Here is an 18771-nt window from a genome sequence, read left to right as displayed (position 1 = left end):
GTAATTATATCTTTTTTTCTTTAATTTAAGTTTAAATGCAAAAATGAAATTTTATTTCCCTTAAAGTTTTAATAAGATAGAATACCCGCTTTAGATCATTATCAAATGGAAATTTTTTGAAACAATTTGGACTAGATAGACGAACTTTTAAAATTTTACTAGCTGGTTATATTATTATTGCATTGTTTGGGGCTTTATTGCTACATTCAAGCTGGGCACATACAACTCCTATTGATTTTTTAGATGCCTTTTTTACAAGCACATCTGCTGTTAGTATGACAGGATTAGCAGTTAAGAACACTGCGGTTGATTTTACCTTAGCAGGTCAAATTATTATCTTAGCTTTGGTGCAAATTGGAGGCTTGGGATATATGGGTATAGGTTTGTTTGTTTATATACTCATACGCAAAAAAGTTGGTTTTAGTGCAAGAAATTTACTAAAAGAGTCTTTATTTTATCCATCAATGGATGGTTTATTTAAATTTTTTAAAAAGGTTTTACTGTTCATTTTTACTATAGAATTGATAGGTGCTATACTTCTTACCATGCGTTTTGCCCTTGAAATGAATTTTAAGAAAGCTTTATGGTTTGGAATTTTTCATTCTATTAGCGCTTTTAATAATTCTGGGTTTACCATATTTGAACATGGACTTATAGCTTACAAACATGATATAGCAATTAATCTTATTATCACTTCTTTGATTATTATTGGAGGGCTTGGATATTTTGTTTTGGTTGAATTATACTTTTTTCAAAGAAAAAAATTGCAAAATTTAAGCCTACATACAAAAATGGTTGTTGTTGCAAGTATTTTTCTTATTTTCTCTTCAACGCTTATTATTTTTGCTTTTGAATACTCAAATCCTCAAACTATAGGACATTTTTCATTTTTTGATAAAATTTTAAGCTCATATTTTATCGCTATTAATTACCGCACAGCAGGATTTAACACCTTAGATATGGGACATTTGCATGATGCGAGCTTATTTTTTGGATCATTGTTTATGGTTATTGGTGGTGCACCAGGAGGAACAGCTGGGGGTATGAAAGTAACAACTGTAATGGTTTTATTACTCTATGCTTATTGGAGTATCCGAGATGGAAGAGTTAGAATTTTTGGACATGAAATTCCAAGAGAAACTATATCTAAAGCTTTTATTATAGCTGTAGGTTCAGCTGTTTATATAGTAATAGCTGTTATTTTGCTTTCCTTGCTAGAGTCAAATTTTGATTTTATAGCCTTGCTTTTTGAAACTTCTTCAGCTTTTGCAACCGTAGGAATTTCAGTAGGAAATGGTGGAACTTTATCTTTATGTGCTTTGTTTAGTGATCCTAGCAAGGTGATTATCATCATTATGATGCTAAGTGGCAGGATAGGTGTTTTTGCTTTTTTACTCTCGGTATTCAAACAAGACAAAGCTATTCATTTAAAATTCCCTGAAGGAAAGGTTAATTTATAAAGGTAAAATCGTGAAAAATCTTAATTATGGAATTATAGGACTTGGAAAATTTGGCTCAGTTGTAGCAGATGAACTCATTGCTGGAGGTCATACTGTTATCGTTGCGGATAAAGATGAGGAAACTTTAAAAAGTATACAAAATCCTCCAAGCTATGCTTATATTTTAGATTCTACAAATATTTCAGCTCTAAAAGAAGCAGGCTTTCATGATGTTGAAGTTGTTATTGTTAGCATAGGAGAAAATGTTGAAAAATCAATCCTTACTCTTATGGCGCTTAAAGATATAGGCGTTAAAAACATCATTGCTAAAGCAACCTCTAATATTCATGGTCAAATTCTTTCTAAGTTAGGCGCAACAAAGGTTATTTATCCTGAAAAAGAAAGCGCTAAAAGACTAGTAAAAGAATTTTTAACCAAAGATGCCGATTATGAAGTTTTTGATCTTTCAGCAAATACTATACGAGCTATTAAAATCAATATAGATGAAAAATTAGCAGGAAATTCTTTAAAACATGTAGCACAAAATATGAAAGTGATTTCTTATAAAAAATTAAATAGCGACTGGGAAATATTGCCTGATTTAGAAACCACTACAGTTTATAGTGGAGATGTTGTAATACTCCTTGGAACAGTTAAAGAACTTAGAGAATTTGAATACTAATCAAGATTTAAAGCCTTGCAAGCCTTTACAAAACGCTTTAAGGCTGTTTTTTCTTTAGTAGAAATTTTATGATATATAACTTCATCTAAATAATATCTAACATCTTTTATATCCAAATCCCTTGTTTTGGCATAATTTTGCAGTATATAATAAGGAATTTTAATCTTTGTTTTTGGAAATTTTTTCAAAATTTGTTTATATAAAGCTTTTTTTTGCACACAAGAGAATCTAGCAAAAACAAAAGGCAACCCTGTTTTTTCGTGCCATTTTGCACATAAATCGATATATTTAGAAGAATCTTTTAGATAAAGCTTTAAAGCCTTATCACCTATAATTACTTTTCCATCTTGTTTTAATACTTTAGCTAAAGCATTTGAAGTTGCTGAACTTGGATCTTTAGCATTTGATGTATTTTTTTCTACTAAAACACTTAAAACTCTTTTATTAGCACAGATACCCAAATCTAAATTTTTATATTTTTTTCTAGCACTTTCTATGCTTGAAATGATAGCTGCATCAATTCTTCTATAAAATAAATCTTTATTTAGCTTACTTGGAACTCCTTTTTTATACTCCATGCTTGCTTTATGACCATTAGGTAAGGGATATTTCTTAAGATATATATGTAAAGGCAAAAGATTAATATAATCAATTTTTCCAAAAATCATCTCTTTTAAAGAGTGTTAAACACTCTATCTCCTGCATCTCCAAGTCCTGGTATAATATAACCTTTTTCATTTAAACCTTCATCAATACAAGCCACAAAAACTTCTACATCATCATGCATTTGGCTAAATTTTTGCAAACCTTGTGGAGTAGCAAGTATGGATATAAATTTTATTTTTTTAACTCCTTGGCTTTTTAAAAAATTACAAGCCTCTATAGCAGTTCCACCTGTAGCAAACATAGGATCTATGACAATAGCGGTGCGTTGTTTTGCATCTTTGGGAAGTTTTTGAAAATAAAAATCCGCCTTTAAAGTTTCTTCATTTCTTACAAATCCCAAAAATCCAACACTTGCATCAGGAATCATCTTAAAAACACTTTCAAGCATTCCTAATGCAGCTCTTAAAATAGGGCAAATCATAATTTTTTCATCAAGTTTTTTTACTGTAGTTTTTTGTATAGGTGTTGAAATTTCAATTTCTTTTAAAGAAAAATCTTTACTCGCTTCAAAAAGCAAAAAAGATGAAATTTCATCGATTAACATGCGAAATTGAAAGGGCTTTGTCTCTTTAGCCCTTAAAATTCCTAATTTATGTTCGATCAATGGATGATTGATACAATGAATATTTTTCATTTTAAGCTTTCAAAATAAGCTTTCTCGTTAAAATTTTTCACCTTAGCCACACCATCTTTTACCGCAGCTGCTGCTACAGCTGTACTTACTGCAGCTTTTACTCTTTCATCAAAAGGTTTTGGTATAACATATTCTCTTCCAAATTCTAAAGCGCTTAAATTATAAGCCTTTTTAACTGCATCACTTACAGGAAGTTTTGCAAGATCTGCTAATGCTTTAGCAGCAGCTACTTTCATATTTTCAGTGATTTTACTTGCACGCACATCTAAAGCCCCACGGAAAATAAAAGGAAAACCTAAAACATTATTGATTTGATTTGGATAATCACTTCTTCCTGTTCCTACAATCGCATCTTTTCTAAGTCTAGCCACATCTTCAGGCATCACTTCAGGGATAGGATTTGCCAAAGCAAAAATCACAGGATCTTTTGCCATACTTAAAACCATTTCATCATCAAGAATTTTTGGTGCACTAAGTCCTAGGAAAACATCAGCTCCTTTTAAAACTTCTTTTAAAGTCTTTTCCTTAGAATCAACAGCAAATTCAAGCTTTTGAGGAGTTAAATCATTTCTATCCTTAGAAACAACACCTTTACTATCTACTAAAATAATATTTTCGACCCCTAAATTTCTATACATCTTAGCACTTGCTATACCTGCGGCACCTGCGCCACTTACAACCACCTTAATGTCTTTAAATTTTTTACCGCTTATCTCCATAGCATTCATAAGCCCTGCAGTTGAAATAATAGCCGTTCCATGCTGATCATCATGCATTACAGGAATTCCTAAATCTTGCAAAGCCGCTTCGATTTCAAAACATTTTGGCGCAGCTATATCTTCTAAATTTATCCCGCCCACAGTCGGAGCCAAAGCCTTGCAAAAATTTACAATCTCTTCCGCACTATGAACATTAATTTCTATATCATAAGCATTGACATTTGCAAATTTTTTAAACAAACAAGCCTTACCTTCCATAACAGGTTTTGAAGCCTGTGCTCCTATGTTTCCAAGTCCTAAAACAGCAGAACCATCGCTAACTATAGCTACTAAATTAGCCTTATTTGTATAAGTATAAGCAAGCTCATTATCTTTAGCGATTTCAAGGCAAGGTTCTGCAACTCCTGGGCTATACGCCAAAGATAGATCATAACTTGTAGCCATTGGCTTACTTGGTACAATATCAATTTTCCCACCTAAATGGTATTTTAAAGCTTCTTCTTTTAAATTCATTTTATTTTCCTCTAACTTTTAAAAAATTTTCTATTCTTTTTTTACACTCATCAACCCCTAAAAATTCTAATACTTCAAAAATACTAGGACTTACCGCACTCCCTGTTAAAGCTATGCGTATAGGCTGAGCCAAATCTTTTAACTTTGCTTCTTTTTTTTCTAAAAAATCATTTGTAAAATCTTCAAAATCTTTACCTGTTTTTTGATCTTTAAGTGTATTAGCAAATGCCTGGAGCAATTCTAAATTATTTTCGTTAACAAATTTTTGCACTGCATTTTCATCATAATTTTGCGGTGCATTAACTATGCTTTTTGCACCATTGATAATATCATGCAAGGTTTTTGCACGCTCTCTTAATAAATCAAGTAAAAATCCTGCCTTTCCATAAACAGATAAATCAAAGCCGAGATCTTTAAGCTGACGGTTAATCTCTTCAAAAGGTAAAGTTTTAATATAATGAGCATTCAACCATTCAAGCTTTTTAGCATTATAACAAGATGCGCTTTTATTGATATGATAAGGATCAAAAAGTTTTTTCAAATCTTCTAGTGAAAAAACCTCATCATCACCATGACTCCAACCTAAACGCACAAGAAAATTAAGCAAAGCTTGAGGTAAAATTCCCATTTCTTTGTATTCCATAACATCAGTTGCCCCATGTCTTTTTGAAAGCTTTTTACCATCTTCTCCATGTATCATAGCCACATGAAAAAATTTAGGAATTTTAAAACCCAATGCCTCATAAAGCACAATTTGTTTAGGAGTATTTGAAAGATGATCATCCCCACGAATCACATCACTTACCCCCATTAAAGCATCATCAATAACAACAGTAAAATTATAAGTTGGAGTTCCATCACTTCTTGCAATGATAAAATCATCCATTATATCCTCTGCTTTAAATCTCACCTCGCCTTTAACCCCATCTTCAAAAACAATCTCACCGCTTTGAGGTGCTTTAATACGCACAACAGGCTCTATACCCTGAGGTGGCGTGCCTGTAAATTCTCTATATCTTCCATCATATCTTGGGCGTTCTTTGGCGGCTTCTTGCTTGGCGCGCAATTCTTCTAATTCTTCTTTACTCATATAACAATAATACGCCTTGCCTTCATCTAAAAGCTTTTTGACATATTCTTTATAAAGATCAAAACGCTCTGATTGGTAAGTTACTTCTCCATCATGTTCTAAACCGCACCATTTAAAAGCTTCGATAATTGCTTTAGTAGCTTCTTTGGAATTTCTTTTTAAATCCGTATCTTCGATACGAAGTAAAAAATTTCCACCATTTTTTCTAGCGTATAAATAATTATAAAGAGCTGTTCTAAGTCCACCTATGTGCAAATACCCTGTTGGGCTTGGAGCAAAACGCGTTGTAAGTTTTTCGTGCATTTTTTGCCTTTTCTTAAATTTTTATTGATATAATGCGATATTTATACTTAAATAAAGGTTTGAAATGAAAAAAATTTTATTAAGTTTTGCATTTTTTGCAAGTTTAGCTAGTGCAAATACCATTAATGCTATAGCTGTAGTTGTGGATAAAGAGCCTATCACAACTTATGATATAGATCAAACTATGAAAGTGCTTAAAATTGATAGAAATAAAGCTTTAGGTGTACTCATCAATGAAAAAATGGAAATTTCACAAATGAAACAACTGGGTATTGTAGTCAATGATCTAGAGCTTGATGATGCTATAAATAAAATGCTTGCTCAAAACAAAACCACTTTAAATGCTTTCAAAACAAATTTAAAATCCAAAAATCAAAGCTATGAACAATTTCGTGTAAATTTTAAAAAAGATTTAGAAAAAAGAAAACTTTATGAAAAAATCGCAAGTATGGCAAAAACTGATTTTAGTGATGATGGAGCAAAAAAATTTTTCGAACAAAATAAAGATAAATTCACTTTTTATACACAAATTAATACAAATATTTATTTATCAAACAATCCTCAAACTTTAGAAAATATCAAAAATACAAAAAAAACAATCCTTAAACCACAGAATACATCTTTAAACACAAGCAATGCCGATCCAAGACTTTTAGGGCTTTTATCACAAATTCCTGTTGGAGGCTTTTCCCCTGTTTTAAATGGAAAAAATGGCTATGAACTCTATGAAGTTAAAAGCAAAGATGGGGCACAAACTCCTGAATATGAACAAGTTAAAAATGAAGTTTTAAACGCTTATGTAAGCGAACAAAGACAAAATTTCATACAGGATTATTTTGATAAACTCCGCTCTAAAATCAATATAGAATATTTAAGATAAAAATTACAATTAAAATTTCCCTTTAATTAGGGAAATTTTAATGTCTTGCAAGATAATTTGTATCGTAGTTATTATTAATAAAATCAGGATTTTCCATCATAGAAAGATGAAAATCTTTGGTTGTTTTTATCCCACTTATAAGCAACTCATCTAAAGCTACTTTCATTTTTGCAATAGCTTTATTACGATCTTCTGCCCAAACTACAAGTTTGCCTATCATAGAATCATAATAAGGAGGCACGCTATAGTCTTGATAACAATGACTTTCCATTCTGACATTGCGTCCTGCGGGTGGAATGTATTTAGTAATCTTACCTGGACTTGGCAAGAAAGTTTTGGAATCTTCGGCCGTGATTCTACATTCTATAGAATGCCCATTAAGCTTAATACTTTCTTGAGATGGTAAGGCATAACCTTCTGCTACTTTAATCATTTGTTCTATGATATCAATCCCACTTACCATTTCACTTACACAGTGTTCAACTTGCAAACGCGTATTCATTTCTATAAAATAAAAGTCTAAATTTTTATCTACTAAAAACTCAAAAGTTCCCGCACCTTCATATCCTATAGCTTTAGCTGCCTTAATAGCAGTTTCATGAAGCCTAGTGCGTGTTTTTTCATCAAGCAAAATCGCGGGAGATTCTTCGATAAGTTTTTGATGGCGTCTTTGCATAGAACAATCTCTTTCACCCACATGAATCACATTACCAAAACTATCTCCTATAACCTGCACTTCTATATGGCGTGGATTTTGAATGTATTTTTCCATATACATAGTTCCATCACCAAAAGCTGTCATAGCCTCGCTTTCAGCTGACCAATACGCTTTTTCAAGATCTTTTTCATTTTCCACCACACGCATGCCACGGCCGCCACCGCCAGCAGCTGCTTTTAAAATCACAGGATAGCCTATTTCTTTAGCAAGTTTTTTAGCTGCTTCAGCTCCTGCTAAAGCCCCATCGCTTCCTGGGATTACAGGCACGCCTGCTCTTTGCATTACTTGTTTAGCTTTTGATTTATTACTCATTAAATTCATAGCTTCTACAGAAGGACCTATAAATTTGATGTTATGTTTAGCACAAATTTCAACAAAATTTTGATTTTCACTTAAAAATCCATATCCTGGAAAAATCGCATCTGCTTCAGCAATTTCAGCTGCTGTAATAATAGCTGGGATATTTAAATAACTTTCAGAACTTCTTGCTTTTCCTATACAAATGCTTGCATCAGCGTATTTTAAATACAAAGCATCTTTATCTGCTTCAGAGTACACACAAATTGCTTTTTTACCCATTTCTTTAATCGTTCTTAAAGCACGCAGTGCTATTTCTCCACGATTAGCAATTAATATGCTTTTAATTTCCATTTTATAATTTCTCCACCGCAAATAAAGGCATTCCAAATTCTACAGGCTGACCATCAGCAACTAAAATTTCAGCGATCCTACAATCAAATTCCGCTTCAATTTCATTCATGATTTTCATCGCTTCGATAATAGCTATAGTATCGCCTTTTTTAACCGTACTGCCTACTTTTACAAAAGGTGCTGCACCTGGACTTGGAGCTTGATAGAAAGTTCCTACCATAGGGCTGTTTATACTTGGTTTGTTTGATTTTGCACTTTGACTAGGTTGAGCTTCGTTTACAACGCTTACATTGATAGGTTGTGGAGCTGGAACTGGAGGACAAACAGGGGCTGGAACATCGCAGCACATATCTCTTTCAAGTTCTATTTCAAAACCATCTTGTTCTTTGATCTTAATTTTACTAATATTTGCTTCAGCAAAAAGGTTTACTAACTCTTTAATTTCTTCTTTTGTCATAAAATTCTCCTAAAATTTAAGAACTTAATCTTGTATTATATAAAAAAACTTAAAATTTAACTTTAAAAAAGAAAAAAATCATAAAAAATATAGATTTTTTAGGTTATAATCCTTATAAAAAATTACAAATATTAAAAGGTTAAAAATGGGCTTAAAAGCAGATAACTGGATAAGAAAAATGGCATTAGAATACAAGATGATCGAGCCATTTTGCGAAGCAAATATAGGAAAAGGAGTGATAAGCTATGGACTTTCAAGTTATGGCTATGATATACGCGTAGGGCGTGAGTTTAAAATTTTTACTAATGTTAATTCAACCGTAGTAGATCCAAAAAATTTCGTAGAAGAAAATGTAGTAGATTTTGAAGGCGATGTATGTATAGTTCCTGCAAATTCTTTTGCCCTAGCTAGAACTATAGAGTATTTTAAAATGCCTGATGATGTCTTAGCTATTTGTCTTGGCAAAAGCACTTATGCAAGATGTGGTATCATCGTCAATGTTACTCCTTTTGAACCAGGTTTTGAAGGACATATCACTATAGAAATTTCAAATACTACACCTTTGCCTGCAAAAATTTATGCCAATGAAGGCATAGCACAAGTGTTGTTTTTACAAGGCGATGAAAAATGTGACACCACTTATAAAGATAAAAAAGGCAAGTATCAAGCCCAAACGGGCATAACCTTGCCAAGAATTTTAAAATAGGAACACTTGTTGCTTTAATTTTAAAAAAACTTAAGCAAAGGAAGGCAAAATGTTTAACAAAAAAAATATCTTAATCACAGGCGGAACAGGCTCTTTTGGAAAAACCTATACTAAGGTTTTACTAGAAAATTATAAACCTAATAAAATCATCATTTATTCTCGTGATGAGCTTAAACAATTTGAAATGGCAAGCGTTTTTAATGCTCCTTGTATGCGTTATTTTATAGGAGATGTAAGAGATAAAGAGCGTTTAAGTGCTGCTATGCGTGATGTGGATTTTGTTATACATGCTGCTGCAATGAAGCATGTACCTATTGCTGAATATAACCCTATGGAATGTATAAAAACAAACATCCACGGTGCGCAAAATGTCATCGACGCTTGTTTTGAAAATGGGGTTAAAAAATGTATCGCTCTTAGCACAGACAAGGCTTGCAATCCTGTAAATTTATACGGCGCAACCAAACTTGCAAGCGACAAGCTTTTTGTCGCTGCAAACAATATAGCAGGTAACAAACAAACACGCTTTAGTGTTACAAGATATGGCAATGTTGTAGGTTCAAGAGGATCGGTAGTACCTTTCTTTAAAAAACTCATCAGCGAAGGAGCTAAAGAACTTCCTATCACTGATACAAGAATGACTCGTTTTTGGATCAGCCTTGAAGATGGAGTGAAATTTGTACTGAGCAATTTTGAAAGAATGCACGGAGGAGAAATTTTCATCCCTAAAATTCCTTCGATGAAAATCACCGATCTAGCCCATGCTTTAGCTCCTAATTTAAGTCATAAAATCATAGGTATAAGAGCAGGAGAAAAACTACATGAAATCATGATTTCAAGCGATGATAGTCATTTAACCTATGAATTTGAAGACTACTATGCTATAAGCCCGAGTATTAAACTTGTGGATAAAGATAATGACTTTAGTATCAATACCCTAGGCGAAAAAGGACAAAAGGTAAAAGATGGTTTTTCTTATAGTTCGGATAATAATCCTTTATGGGCAAGTGAAAAAGAACTTTTAGAAATCATCAATCACACCGAAGGTTTTTAAAATGCTTACTTATTCTCATCAAAACATCGATCAAAGCGATATAGATACGCTTACAAAAGCCTTAAAAGATGAAATTTTAACAGGGGGTAAAAAGGTAGATGAATTTGAAGAAGCCCTTTGTGAATATGTGGGTGTAAAACACGCTTGTGTATTAAACTCAGCCACTTCAGCCCTTCATCTTGCCTATACAGCACTAGACGTCAAAGAAAAAATCGTTTTAACCACCCCTTTAACCTTCGCTGCTACAGCTAATGCGGCCCTAATGGCGGAAGCTAAGGTAGAGTTTATCGACATTAAAAACGATGGCAATATCGATGAAAAAAAATTAGAAGCAAGACTTTTAAAAGATAGCGAAAATATAGGAGCTATTAGCATAGTGGATTTTGCGGGCAATAGCGTTGAAATGGATGAAATTTCAAACCTTGCTAAAAAATACAGTATTCCTTTAATTGATGATGCAAGCCATGCTTTAGGTGCTTTGTATAAGAGCGAAAAAGTAGGGAAAAAAGCTGATCTTTCTATCTTTTCTTTTCACCCTGTTAAGCCTATTACCACTTTTGAAGGTGGAGCTGTGGTGAGTGATAATAAAGAGCTTATCGCTAAAATCAAGCTTTTAAGAAGCCATGGCATAATTAAAAAAAGGCTTTGGGATAGCGATATGGTAGAACTTGGCTATAATTACCGCTTAAGTGATGTTGCTTGTGCTTTAGGGATAAACCAGCTTAAAAAACTCGATCGCAATCTTGAAAAAAGAGAAGAAATCGCAAGTTTTTATGATAAAGAATTTGAAAAAAATCCTTATTTTTCTACGATAAAAATCAAAGATTATAAAAAAAGCTCGAGACATTTGTATCCTATTTTGCTTTTTCCTGAATTTTATTGTCAAAAAGAAGAACTTTTTGGAAGCTTACTTCATGCAGGAATTGGCGTACAGGTACATTATAAACCAACTTATGAATTTAGTTTTTATAAAAAACTCTTAGGAGAAATCAGACTCCAAAATGCGGATAATTTTTACAAAGCCGAGCTTAGCATACCTTGTCATCAAGAAATGAATCTAAAAGATGCAAAATTTGTAAAAGATACTTTATTTAGCATTCTTGAAAAAGTTAAAAAGGGATATTGTGAATAAGCTAGACTTTAGAAGCCAAGATTTTAGCCAAACTGGAAAGGCTATGTATGAACTAGCTTGCGAACTTTTTCCTATCCCTAGAAGCATCACAGGGCAAGGTTTTAGAGATAGCTTAGAAATTTTAAATAAAACTCTGGGCGGGGGGGGGGATACTCAAATTTCACTCTATAAAAAGTGGTACAAAGGTTTTTGACTGGATAGTCCCTGATGAATGGAACGCCAAAGAAGCCTATATCATCACTCCAGAAGGAGAAAAAATTTGTGATTTTAAAAAGCACAACTTACACCTTCTAAACTATAGCGAAGCTATCGATCAAGAAATCGAACTAGAAGAACTTCAAGATCATCTTTACTCCATAGAAGAAATGCCCGATGCTATTCCTTATGTAACGAGTTATTACAAAAGGCGTTGGGGATTTTGTCTCACGCATAATGAAAGAAAAAAACTTAAAAAAGGCAAATACAAAGTCTATATCAATGCGAAACATGATGAAAATGGGGTTTTGGATTATGCTGATTTTATCCTACCTAGTACGCAAAATTCAAAAGATGAAATTTTAATTTCAACCTATCTCTGCCACCCTTCAATGGCAAATAATGAGCTTAGTGGCCCTGTGGTGGCTATTTTCCTAGCAAAATGGCTTTTGAGTTTAAAAGAAAGAAGGTATAATTACCGCTTTGTCATCATTCCTGAAACCATAGGCTCTATAGTCTATCTTAGCAAACATTTAGAGCATTTAAAAAAACATGTTAAAGCAGGCTTTGTGCTTTCTTGCTTAGGCGATGATCATGCTTACTCACTCATACACACACCTAAAGAAAACACTCTAAGCGATAAAGTTGCCTTGCATACGCTTAAAAATAAAGAAAATTTTAAAGCATTTAGTTTTCTAGATCGTGGAAGCGATGAAAGACAATACAACGCTCCGCTTGTAAATCTTGGCATAGTAGGAGTATGTCGCACAAGATACCTAGAATACGAACAATACCACACTAGTAAAGATAATCTAAATTTTATCTCTGAAAAAGGTTTAATGGGTGGACTTTCAAGCATGCAAGAAATGATTTTAAATTTAGAAATCAACGCTGTATATGAAAACACCATAGTATGCGAACCTAATCTTGGCAAAAGAGGACTATATCATACCCTTAGCACTGCCAATGACATTCCTTTGGCTTGTAATTTTCTAGCTTACTGTGATGGAGAAAATGATATCATCGATATAGCCAATATCTTAAACATGCAAGCTTATGAATTTAAAGAACTTTTAAAAAAAATAAAATTTTATGGACTAGTAAAATGAAATATTTTTTAGAACACAATGGCAAAAAATACTCCGATAAGGATTTAATAGATGCTTTCTATCAACTAGGTATAAAAAGAGGTGATATTTTATGCGTGCATACAGAACTTTTTAACTTTGGCATACCTTTGCTTCCTAAAAATGAATTTTTACAGACTATACTCAATTGTTTTTTTGAAGTTATAGGCAAAGAAGGCACTTTGATCATGCCAACCTTTACTTATAGTTTTTGCAAAAATGAAGTTTATGACAAAATAAATTCCAAAACAAAAATGGGAGCATTAAATGAATATTTTCGCAAACAAACAGGAGTAAAACGCACAAACGATCCTATATTTTCTTTTGCTATAAAAGGAGCAAAAGAAGAATTATTTTTAAAAGATACAACAAGTTGTTTTGGAGAAAATTGTGTTTATGAGGTTTTAACCAAAGAGAATGGAAAATATATGACATTTGGAGGCCAAGGACATACACTAACACATTATGCAGAAGAACAATTTAATGTATTTTACAGATATCATAAAATTTTCTCTGGAATTTTAATTGATGAAAACAATATATCATACAATAAAACCATTAGTTATTATGTTAGAAAACTTGACATATCTTCTGAGCCCAATTTAATTAACATTATTAATATTGTTAATAGTACTAAAAATTTTAAAAAAAATAATTTTGCAGGAGATCATATAAACATTTACAACGCTAAAGAATATATAGAAATTTTATGGGAAAAATTAGATATAAACCAAACAATTCTAATAGAAAATTATGATACAATATATTAATTTTCAACATTCTTAAGAAAGTACTATACAATGGAAAAACAATTTTATGAAATTTTAGAAAATATCCTTGAAACCAAAGTAGATGAAAATACAAATTTAAGCATGGAAAATTGCAATAACTGGACTTCTTTAGCTCATATTGATATCATCATGAGTTTAGAAGAAGAATTTGAAATCAAATTTAGCAAAGAAGATTTAAGTCTCTTAAAATCCCAAAACGCTTTGCTAGAAAAAATTCAAACCCTAAAGGCTGAAAAATGAAAGAAAATATTGAAAAATTATTTCAAGCCATCGCTCAAAAAAATCCTATCCATTCTAAATATCTTAAAAAAATTGAATTTTCACAAGAAGACGAAGAAGAATTTGATAAATTAATTTCTTATTATATTCAAGATGGCATCAGTATAGAAGAACAATGCGATTGTTATTTATTGATCCTTAACGATACTTTAGAAGAAACAAAATTTTTCATAGAAAATGGGACTTATCGTTATTCTAGCTTTGATGAAGTTAAGGATAAGGTTTATTTTAATGAAAGCTATATGAAACAATACATGATAGGCCTAGCTCTTTCTTCTTTTGTTTGGATAGCTCATATTAAAGTGAGAAAGTATTTTTCGCAATATTTAAAAAATTTTACTCCAAAAACAACTTATTTTGAAATAGGCCCTGGTCATGGAGAATATTTTGCAAGAGCAGTTAAAAGTGGTAAATTTTCCGCCTTTTATGGACTTGATATCTCTCCAACGAGTTGCGAACTTACTCAAAACATGGTAAAGCAACAAGTAGGAGAATTGATCTCAAAATGTGATTTTTTATGTCAAGATTTTTTTACTTATGATTTTGATAAAAAAGCTGATTTGATAGTGATTGGAGAAGTACTAGAACACGTAGAAAAACCTCTTGAATTTCTTAAAAGATCCAAAGAGCTTCTTAGTGATGGAGGAGAAATTTTTACAACTATTCCTATCAATGCTCCTGCTATTGATCATATTTATTTATTTTCCCATCCTGATGAAGTTAAAGATTTGATAGAAAAATCGGACTTAAAGCTTAAGACTTATGAATATTTTATGGCAAATGATTATAGTTTAGAAAAAGCATTGAAATTTAAAAATGCTATCACTATGGCAGTAGTTTTAAATGCTTAATACAACACTCAATTTACCCATTCATCATATAGGTGTGGCTTGTAAAAATTTAGAAAAAGAAAGAGAATGTTTTTTTAAACTAGGTTTTTACAAAGAAGTAGAATTTATAGATGAAAAACAAGGGGTAAGAGGCGAATTTATCATTCCTTGCAACGAAGCATTTCCACAGTATAGATTTGAACTTTTGCAAAATTTAAACGATAAAGGTCCACTAGATAGCTATTTGAAAAATAATACCAAAATGTATCATTTAGCCTATGAAAGTAAAAATATCGCCCAAGATTTAATTCTTTTGGAACAACAAGGAGGCATTTGTATTGTTCCTATTATGCAAGCAAGCTATTTTGCTAAACTTTGTTTTATCATGATGCCAAATAGGCTTTTAATCGAACTTGTGGAGCTAAAATGAATCTTTTTTCACCTCATTTAAAACGCAATGAACTTATAAAATTTGCCAAAGAATTAGACTTTAGTAAAAGTCAAGATCTTCTTATCAATATCCATAGAAATCATGCTTTTGAAGGAGTGCAAAGCATCATTGCTCCTTTTTTACATTTTGCCAATTTAAAAGCTGATTTTAATTTCAGCTCTTATGATGATAGCTTGAGTTTTGATAACTTTAAAGAATCTAGTTTAGAACTTTTATGGCTAGATTTGACCCACTATAAAAATAATGTGCAAAATTTTCTAGAAGAAAGGCTTTTAGCATTAAGAAAATTGTCACAAAGCCCTATTTTAGTCCTTAGTTTAGGAGAATTTAAAACAGATAAAAAAATTTTAAATTGCGAAATTTTTAACATAGAAAAACTCATAAAAGAGTATTTTGATGAAGAAGATATTTTAGACTTAGCTAAAGAAGAACTTACAGGCTCTAAGCTTAATAATAAAGCCTTGATTTTCTTAGCACAAATTTTAGGACTTAGCCTCATCCCTGCACTCATAAAACCTGCTCTTAAAGCTCTTGTGCTTGATCTTGATAACACCTTGTATCAAGGAATTTTAGGTGAAGAGGGCATAGATAATATTAATTTAAGTCCTTTGCACAAAGCCTTACAAGAAAAAATTAAAACTTTTAAAAAACAAGGATTTTTACTTGCCCTAGCTTCAAAAAATGAAGAAAAAGACGCAAAAAAACTTTTTGAAACAAGAAAAGATTTCATCTTGCAATGGGATGATTTTGATGCTAGAATGATCAATTGGGAACCAAAGGGTGAAAATATCTTAAAAATTGCTAAAAAATTTAATATAAATACTAACGCTATGCTTTTTATAGATGATAATATCGCCGAGCTTGAAAATACCAAATTTACAGGTGTTAAAACACTTTTATGCGATGAAAATATACTTTATAAAATCAAGCTTTTTCCTAATCTTTTAAAACTTTCAAATACCAAAGAAGATCAAATTCGTGCCAAAGATATAGCAGCCAATGCTTTAAGAGAAGAGCTTAAAAGCTTAAGCGATGAAGAATATTTTCAAAATCTTGAAATCAGCTTAAATTTTAGCAAAAATGATCTGCAAAATATCCCTCGCATTAGCGAACTTTTAGGTAAAACCAATCAATTTATCGCTAATTACACACGCTTAAATCAAGAAAAAGTCGCACAACACATGCAAAAAGAACTCATTGTAAGTGTGAGCATGAGTGATAAATTAAGCGATAGTGGGATTATCGCTATTTTTGTTTTTTCTTGCAAAGAAGGAAATTTATTTATCGATGATCTTTGCATTTCTTGTAGGGCTTTAGGTAGAAAACTTGAAACTAGAATGTTTTTTAAAGCCTTTGAACTAGCTTTAAAATTCTTCAATCTTAAAAACAATAATGCAAGGCTTTACTATCAAAAAGGCGAAAGAAATATGCCATTTTTAAGCTTTTTAGAACAAATTTCTAAAGAAATTGAAAAAAACTCAGCCCTTGTTTCATTTCAAAATTTAAATTTTAAAGGACTTATAATCCATGAAAACTAGATTTGATAAAGCCAAAATTTCAGGCATTTGCGTAAGCGTACCTGAACATAAAATTTGCATTGATGATGAGTTAGAAAGCGTTTTTTCAAATGATATTAAAACCCTTAAAAGAATGAAAAAAGTCATAGGTTTAAACACGCGTTATATTTGCGATGAAAACACTTGCGTAAGCGATCTTGGAAAACACGCAGCCAATACACTTTTACAAGGTTTAAATATAGATAAAAATAGCCTTGATGCACTCATCGTAGTAACTCAAAGTCCTGATTTTTTCATGCCTTCTACGGCTTGTTATTTACACCAACTTTTAAATTTAAGCTCTAAAACCATAGCTTTTGATTTAGGACAAGCTTGTGCAGGGTATTTATACGGCTTATTTGTCGCTCATTCTTTAATACAAAGTGGCTTAGGTAAAATTTTACTCATTTGTGGGGATACTTTAAGCAAATTCATCCATCCTAAAAATATGAATTTAGCTCCTATTTTTGGCGATGGAGTAAGCGTAACTTTGATTGAAAAAACGGATTTTAATGAAGCCTTTTTTGAACTTGGAAGTGATGGAAGACATTTTGATAAACTCATCATTCCAAAAGGTGCGATGAGAATACCTAAAGCAGATATTTTTAACAATGATTCGCTCATGCAAACTGAGGAGTTTAGACAATTAGAAAATCTTTACATGGACGGAGCAAATATTTTTAATATGGCTTTAGAATGCGAACCTAAAAGCTTTAAAGAAATTTTAGAATTTTCCAAGGTAGAAGAAAAAGACATTGCTTTTCATCTTTTTCATCAATCTAATGCGTATTTGGTTGATTGTATTAAAGAAGAGTTAAAACTTAATGATGATAAAGTTCCTAATTTCATCATGGAAAAATACGCTAATTTAAGCGCTTGTTCACTACCTGCCCTACTTTGCGAACTGGATACTCCAAAAGAATTTAAAGCGAGTTTAAGTGCTTTTGGTGCAGGGCTTAGCTGGGGAAGTGCGGTGCTAAATTTCAAGGATTTATACACAAAAGATATTTTAATTTACACAAAGGAGAAATAATGACAAAAACTGAATTTTTAGAAGAGCTTAAAGAAGCTATGCATAGAGATGAAGACTTAAATGAAGATATGCTACTTGATGATATAGACGAGTGGGATAGTTTGGCTTTTGTATCTGTGATGGTGCTTTATAAAAATCTTTTTGCTTTAAAAATCACAGCCGAAGATTTGAAAAATTGTCAAAAAGTGAGTGATTTAATCGATTTAGCAAAGCTTGATTAAAACCTTTAAGGTTTTAATCTTTTATCTCTAATTCAAATTTATCTCCCACATCTTTAAAAGTAAATACTTTATTCCCACAAGGATAAGAGATGGAATTTTCTTGCATTAAAGATTTTCTTCCTTGTAGTTTTTCAAGCATTAAAGGAAGTTCTTTTCTAAATAAGGCTTTATCACTTATTCTCATGCCGTGATTTAAGTCCTTTATAAATCTTCCATCAATCTCGCTTTCATCTTTTATCAAATGTAAAGTGGCGTCATATCCTAACTCTTTATACGCTAAAAAAAGAGTTTGCTTATCTTTTGCTGTATTAAATGGATCTTTTAAACTATGATAAGATACTAAAACAATATTTTTATTAACACTAACTTGTATAGTTAAATGAGCTAAATTAGGAATTATTCTAATTAAATAATTCTCAGTATGAAAAAAATATTTTGAACTAACATCCGCATTCCAATAAGTTTTAATAAAAAATCCTATTTTATTATGTGGATATTCCTCAAAATAATCACATTGTCCACTTTCTCTTTCTAAAATAAACATAGGAGAAGGCAAAGCCGAACCTGAATTATCAATCACACCATCCACATACCAAGGAGCTATTTTTGCTATGAGTAAAGATAGGTATCCTCCGTATGACCCC

20 protein-coding genes and 1 pseudogene are annotated in these 18771 nt (G+C 31.8%); 14 read left to right on the top strand and 7 right to left on the bottom strand.

Annotation, left to right across the window (positions count from 1 at the left end; translation table 11 throughout):
* Positions 1-116: 116 nt before the first annotated feature.
* Both AJ887_RS09300 and AJ887_RS09295 read left to right on the top strand, forming a co-directional pair.
* Complete coding sequence (locus AJ887_RS09300) at positions 117-1460, top strand: TrkH family potassium uptake protein (RefSeq protein ID WP_044778992.1); 1344 nt, start codon at positions 117-119, stop codon at positions 1458-1460.
* Positions 1461-1470: 10 nt separating this feature from the next.
* Complete coding sequence (locus AJ887_RS09295; RefSeq protein WP_002861975.1) at positions 1471-2121, top strand: potassium channel family protein; 651 nt, start codon at positions 1471-1473, stop codon at positions 2119-2121.
* Here AJ887_RS09295 and AJ887_RS09290 read toward each other — a convergent pair.
* Genes AJ887_RS09290 through gltX form a run of 4 tightly spaced genes read right to left on the bottom strand, consistent with a single transcriptional unit; the run spans position 2118 to position 6046 of the window.
* A complete protein-coding gene (locus AJ887_RS09290) occupies positions 2118-2789 on the bottom strand; it encodes a menaquinone biosynthetic enzyme MqnA/MqnD family protein (protein ID WP_070285136.1) in 672 nt (223 codons plus the stop codon). The two genes, AJ887_RS09295 and AJ887_RS09290, sit on opposite strands and share 4 nt — an antisense overlap.
* 5 nt (positions 2790-2794) lie before the next feature.
* Positions 2795-3421 carry a uracil phosphoribosyltransferase gene (gene upp, locus AJ887_RS09285; protein WP_002861977.1) on the bottom strand — a complete coding sequence of 209 codons (627 nt, stop codon included), beginning with the start codon at positions 3419-3421 and terminating at the stop codon, positions 2795-2797.
* A complete protein-coding gene (locus AJ887_RS09280; protein ID WP_070285134.1) occupies positions 3418-4653 on the bottom strand; it encodes a malic enzyme-like NAD(P)-binding protein in 1236 nt (411 codons plus the stop codon). The genes upp and AJ887_RS09280 overlap by 4 nt, the downstream gene beginning before the upstream one ends.
* Position 4654: 1 nt before the next feature.
* Positions 4655-6046, bottom strand: coding sequence for a glutamate--tRNA ligase (gene gltX, locus AJ887_RS09275; RefSeq protein ID WP_057042724.1), 1392 nt, complete (start codon positions 6044-6046; stop codon positions 4655-4657).
* Positions 6047-6110: 64 nt separating this feature from the next.
* Here gltX and salC point away from each other — a divergent pair, with 64 nt between their 5' ends.
* Entirely contained in the window at positions 6111-6926 is an 816-nt protein-coding gene (gene salC / locus AJ887_RS09270; RefSeq protein WP_002876752.1) for a peptidylprolyl isomerase SalC, read from the top strand.
* 37 nt (positions 6927-6963) lie between these two features.
* Here the strand turns inward: salC and AJ887_RS09265 are convergent, their stop codons facing one another.
* Together AJ887_RS09265 and accB are read right to left on the bottom strand one after the other, a co-directional pair.
* Positions 6964-8295 carry an acetyl-CoA carboxylase biotin carboxylase subunit gene (locus AJ887_RS09265; RefSeq protein WP_070285132.1) on the bottom strand — a complete coding sequence of 444 codons (1332 nt, stop codon included), beginning with the start codon at positions 8293-8295 and terminating at the stop codon, positions 6964-6966.
* 1 nt (position 8296) lies between these two features.
* Entirely contained in the window at positions 8297-8752 is a 456-nt protein-coding gene (accB, locus tag AJ887_RS09260; protein ID WP_002866271.1) for an acetyl-CoA carboxylase biotin carboxyl carrier protein, read from the bottom strand.
* Positions 8753-8897: 145 nt separating this feature from the next.
* Between accB and dcd the strand changes: the two genes are divergently transcribed.
* From dcd to AJ887_RS09205, 11 genes and pseudogenes are all read left to right on the top strand, one after another.
* Positions 8898-9458 (top strand): dCTP deaminase, encoded by a 561-nt coding sequence (gene dcd, locus AJ887_RS09255; RefSeq protein ID WP_002861983.1) that lies wholly within the window; start codon positions 8898-8900, stop codon positions 9456-9458.
* Positions 9459-9507: 49 nt separating this feature from the next.
* A complete protein-coding gene (gene pseB / locus AJ887_RS09250) occupies positions 9508-10512 on the top strand; it encodes a UDP-N-acetylglucosamine 4,6-dehydratase (inverting) (RefSeq protein ID WP_044780592.1) in 1005 nt (334 codons plus the stop codon).
* Position 10513: 1 nt separating this feature from the next.
* On the top strand, positions 10514-11644 hold the full coding sequence (gene pseC / locus AJ887_RS09245) for a UDP-4-amino-4,6-dideoxy-N-acetyl-beta-L-altrosamine transaminase (RefSeq protein ID WP_070285130.1): 1131 nt from the start codon (positions 10514-10516) through the stop codon (positions 11642-11644).
* A pseudogene (locus AJ887_RS09240) lies at positions 11637-12948 on the top strand (DUF4910 domain-containing protein). The gene pseC and the pseudogene AJ887_RS09240 overlap by 8 nt, the downstream one beginning before the upstream one ends.
* Positions 12945-13736, top strand: coding sequence for an N-acetyltransferase LegH (gene legH / locus AJ887_RS09235; protein ID WP_070285129.1), 792 nt, complete (start codon positions 12945-12947; stop codon positions 13734-13736). Before AJ887_RS09240 ends, legH begins: the two are co-directional and overlap by 4 nt.
* A gap of 30 nt (positions 13737-13766) precedes the next feature.
* Complete coding sequence (locus tag AJ887_RS09230; RefSeq protein WP_070242858.1) at positions 13767-13997, top strand: acyl carrier protein; 231 nt, start codon at positions 13767-13769, stop codon at positions 13995-13997.
* Positions 13994-14887, top strand: a complete 894-nt coding sequence (locus AJ887_RS09225; protein ID WP_070242857.1) for a class I SAM-dependent methyltransferase — start codon at positions 13994-13996, stop codon at positions 14885-14887. Before AJ887_RS09230 ends, AJ887_RS09225 begins: the two co-directional genes overlap by 4 nt.
* Positions 14880-15296 (top strand): VOC family protein, encoded by a 417-nt coding sequence (locus AJ887_RS09220; protein WP_070233595.1) that lies wholly within the window; start codon positions 14880-14882, stop codon positions 15294-15296. The genes AJ887_RS09225 and AJ887_RS09220 overlap by 8 nt, the downstream gene beginning before the upstream one ends.
* A complete protein-coding gene (locus AJ887_RS09215; protein ID WP_070285128.1) occupies positions 15293-16855 on the top strand; it encodes an HAD family hydrolase in 1563 nt (520 codons plus the stop codon). The genes AJ887_RS09220 and AJ887_RS09215 overlap by 4 nt, the downstream gene beginning before the upstream one ends.
* Positions 16845-17906: a beta-ketoacyl-ACP synthase III gene (locus tag AJ887_RS09210; protein WP_070285126.1), complete on the top strand. Its 1062-nt coding sequence runs from the start codon at positions 16845-16847 to the stop codon at positions 17904-17906. The genes AJ887_RS09215 and AJ887_RS09210 overlap by 11 nt, the downstream gene beginning before the upstream one ends.
* Positions 17906-18127 (top strand): acyl carrier protein, encoded by a 222-nt coding sequence (locus AJ887_RS09205; RefSeq protein WP_002786077.1) that lies wholly within the window; start codon positions 17906-17908, stop codon positions 18125-18127. The genes AJ887_RS09210 and AJ887_RS09205 overlap by 1 nt, the downstream gene beginning before the upstream one ends.
* A 13-nt stretch (positions 18128-18140) precedes the next feature.
* On the opposite strand, the gene AJ887_RS09200 is transcribed toward AJ887_RS09205, so the two are convergent.
* Positions 18141-18771 (bottom strand): DUF2920 family protein (locus AJ887_RS09200; protein ID WP_070302227.1); only part of this gene is annotated, 631 nt, incomplete at its 5' end.

This window comes from Campylobacter sp. BCW_6466 (genome assembly GCF_001762835.1).
Classification (GTDB): Bacteria; Campylobacterota; Campylobacteria; order Campylobacterales; family Campylobacteraceae; genus Campylobacter_D; species Campylobacter_D jejuni.
Note: the sequence above shows the minus strand (reverse complement) of the source record. Positions and strands in the feature narration are given on the sequence as shown.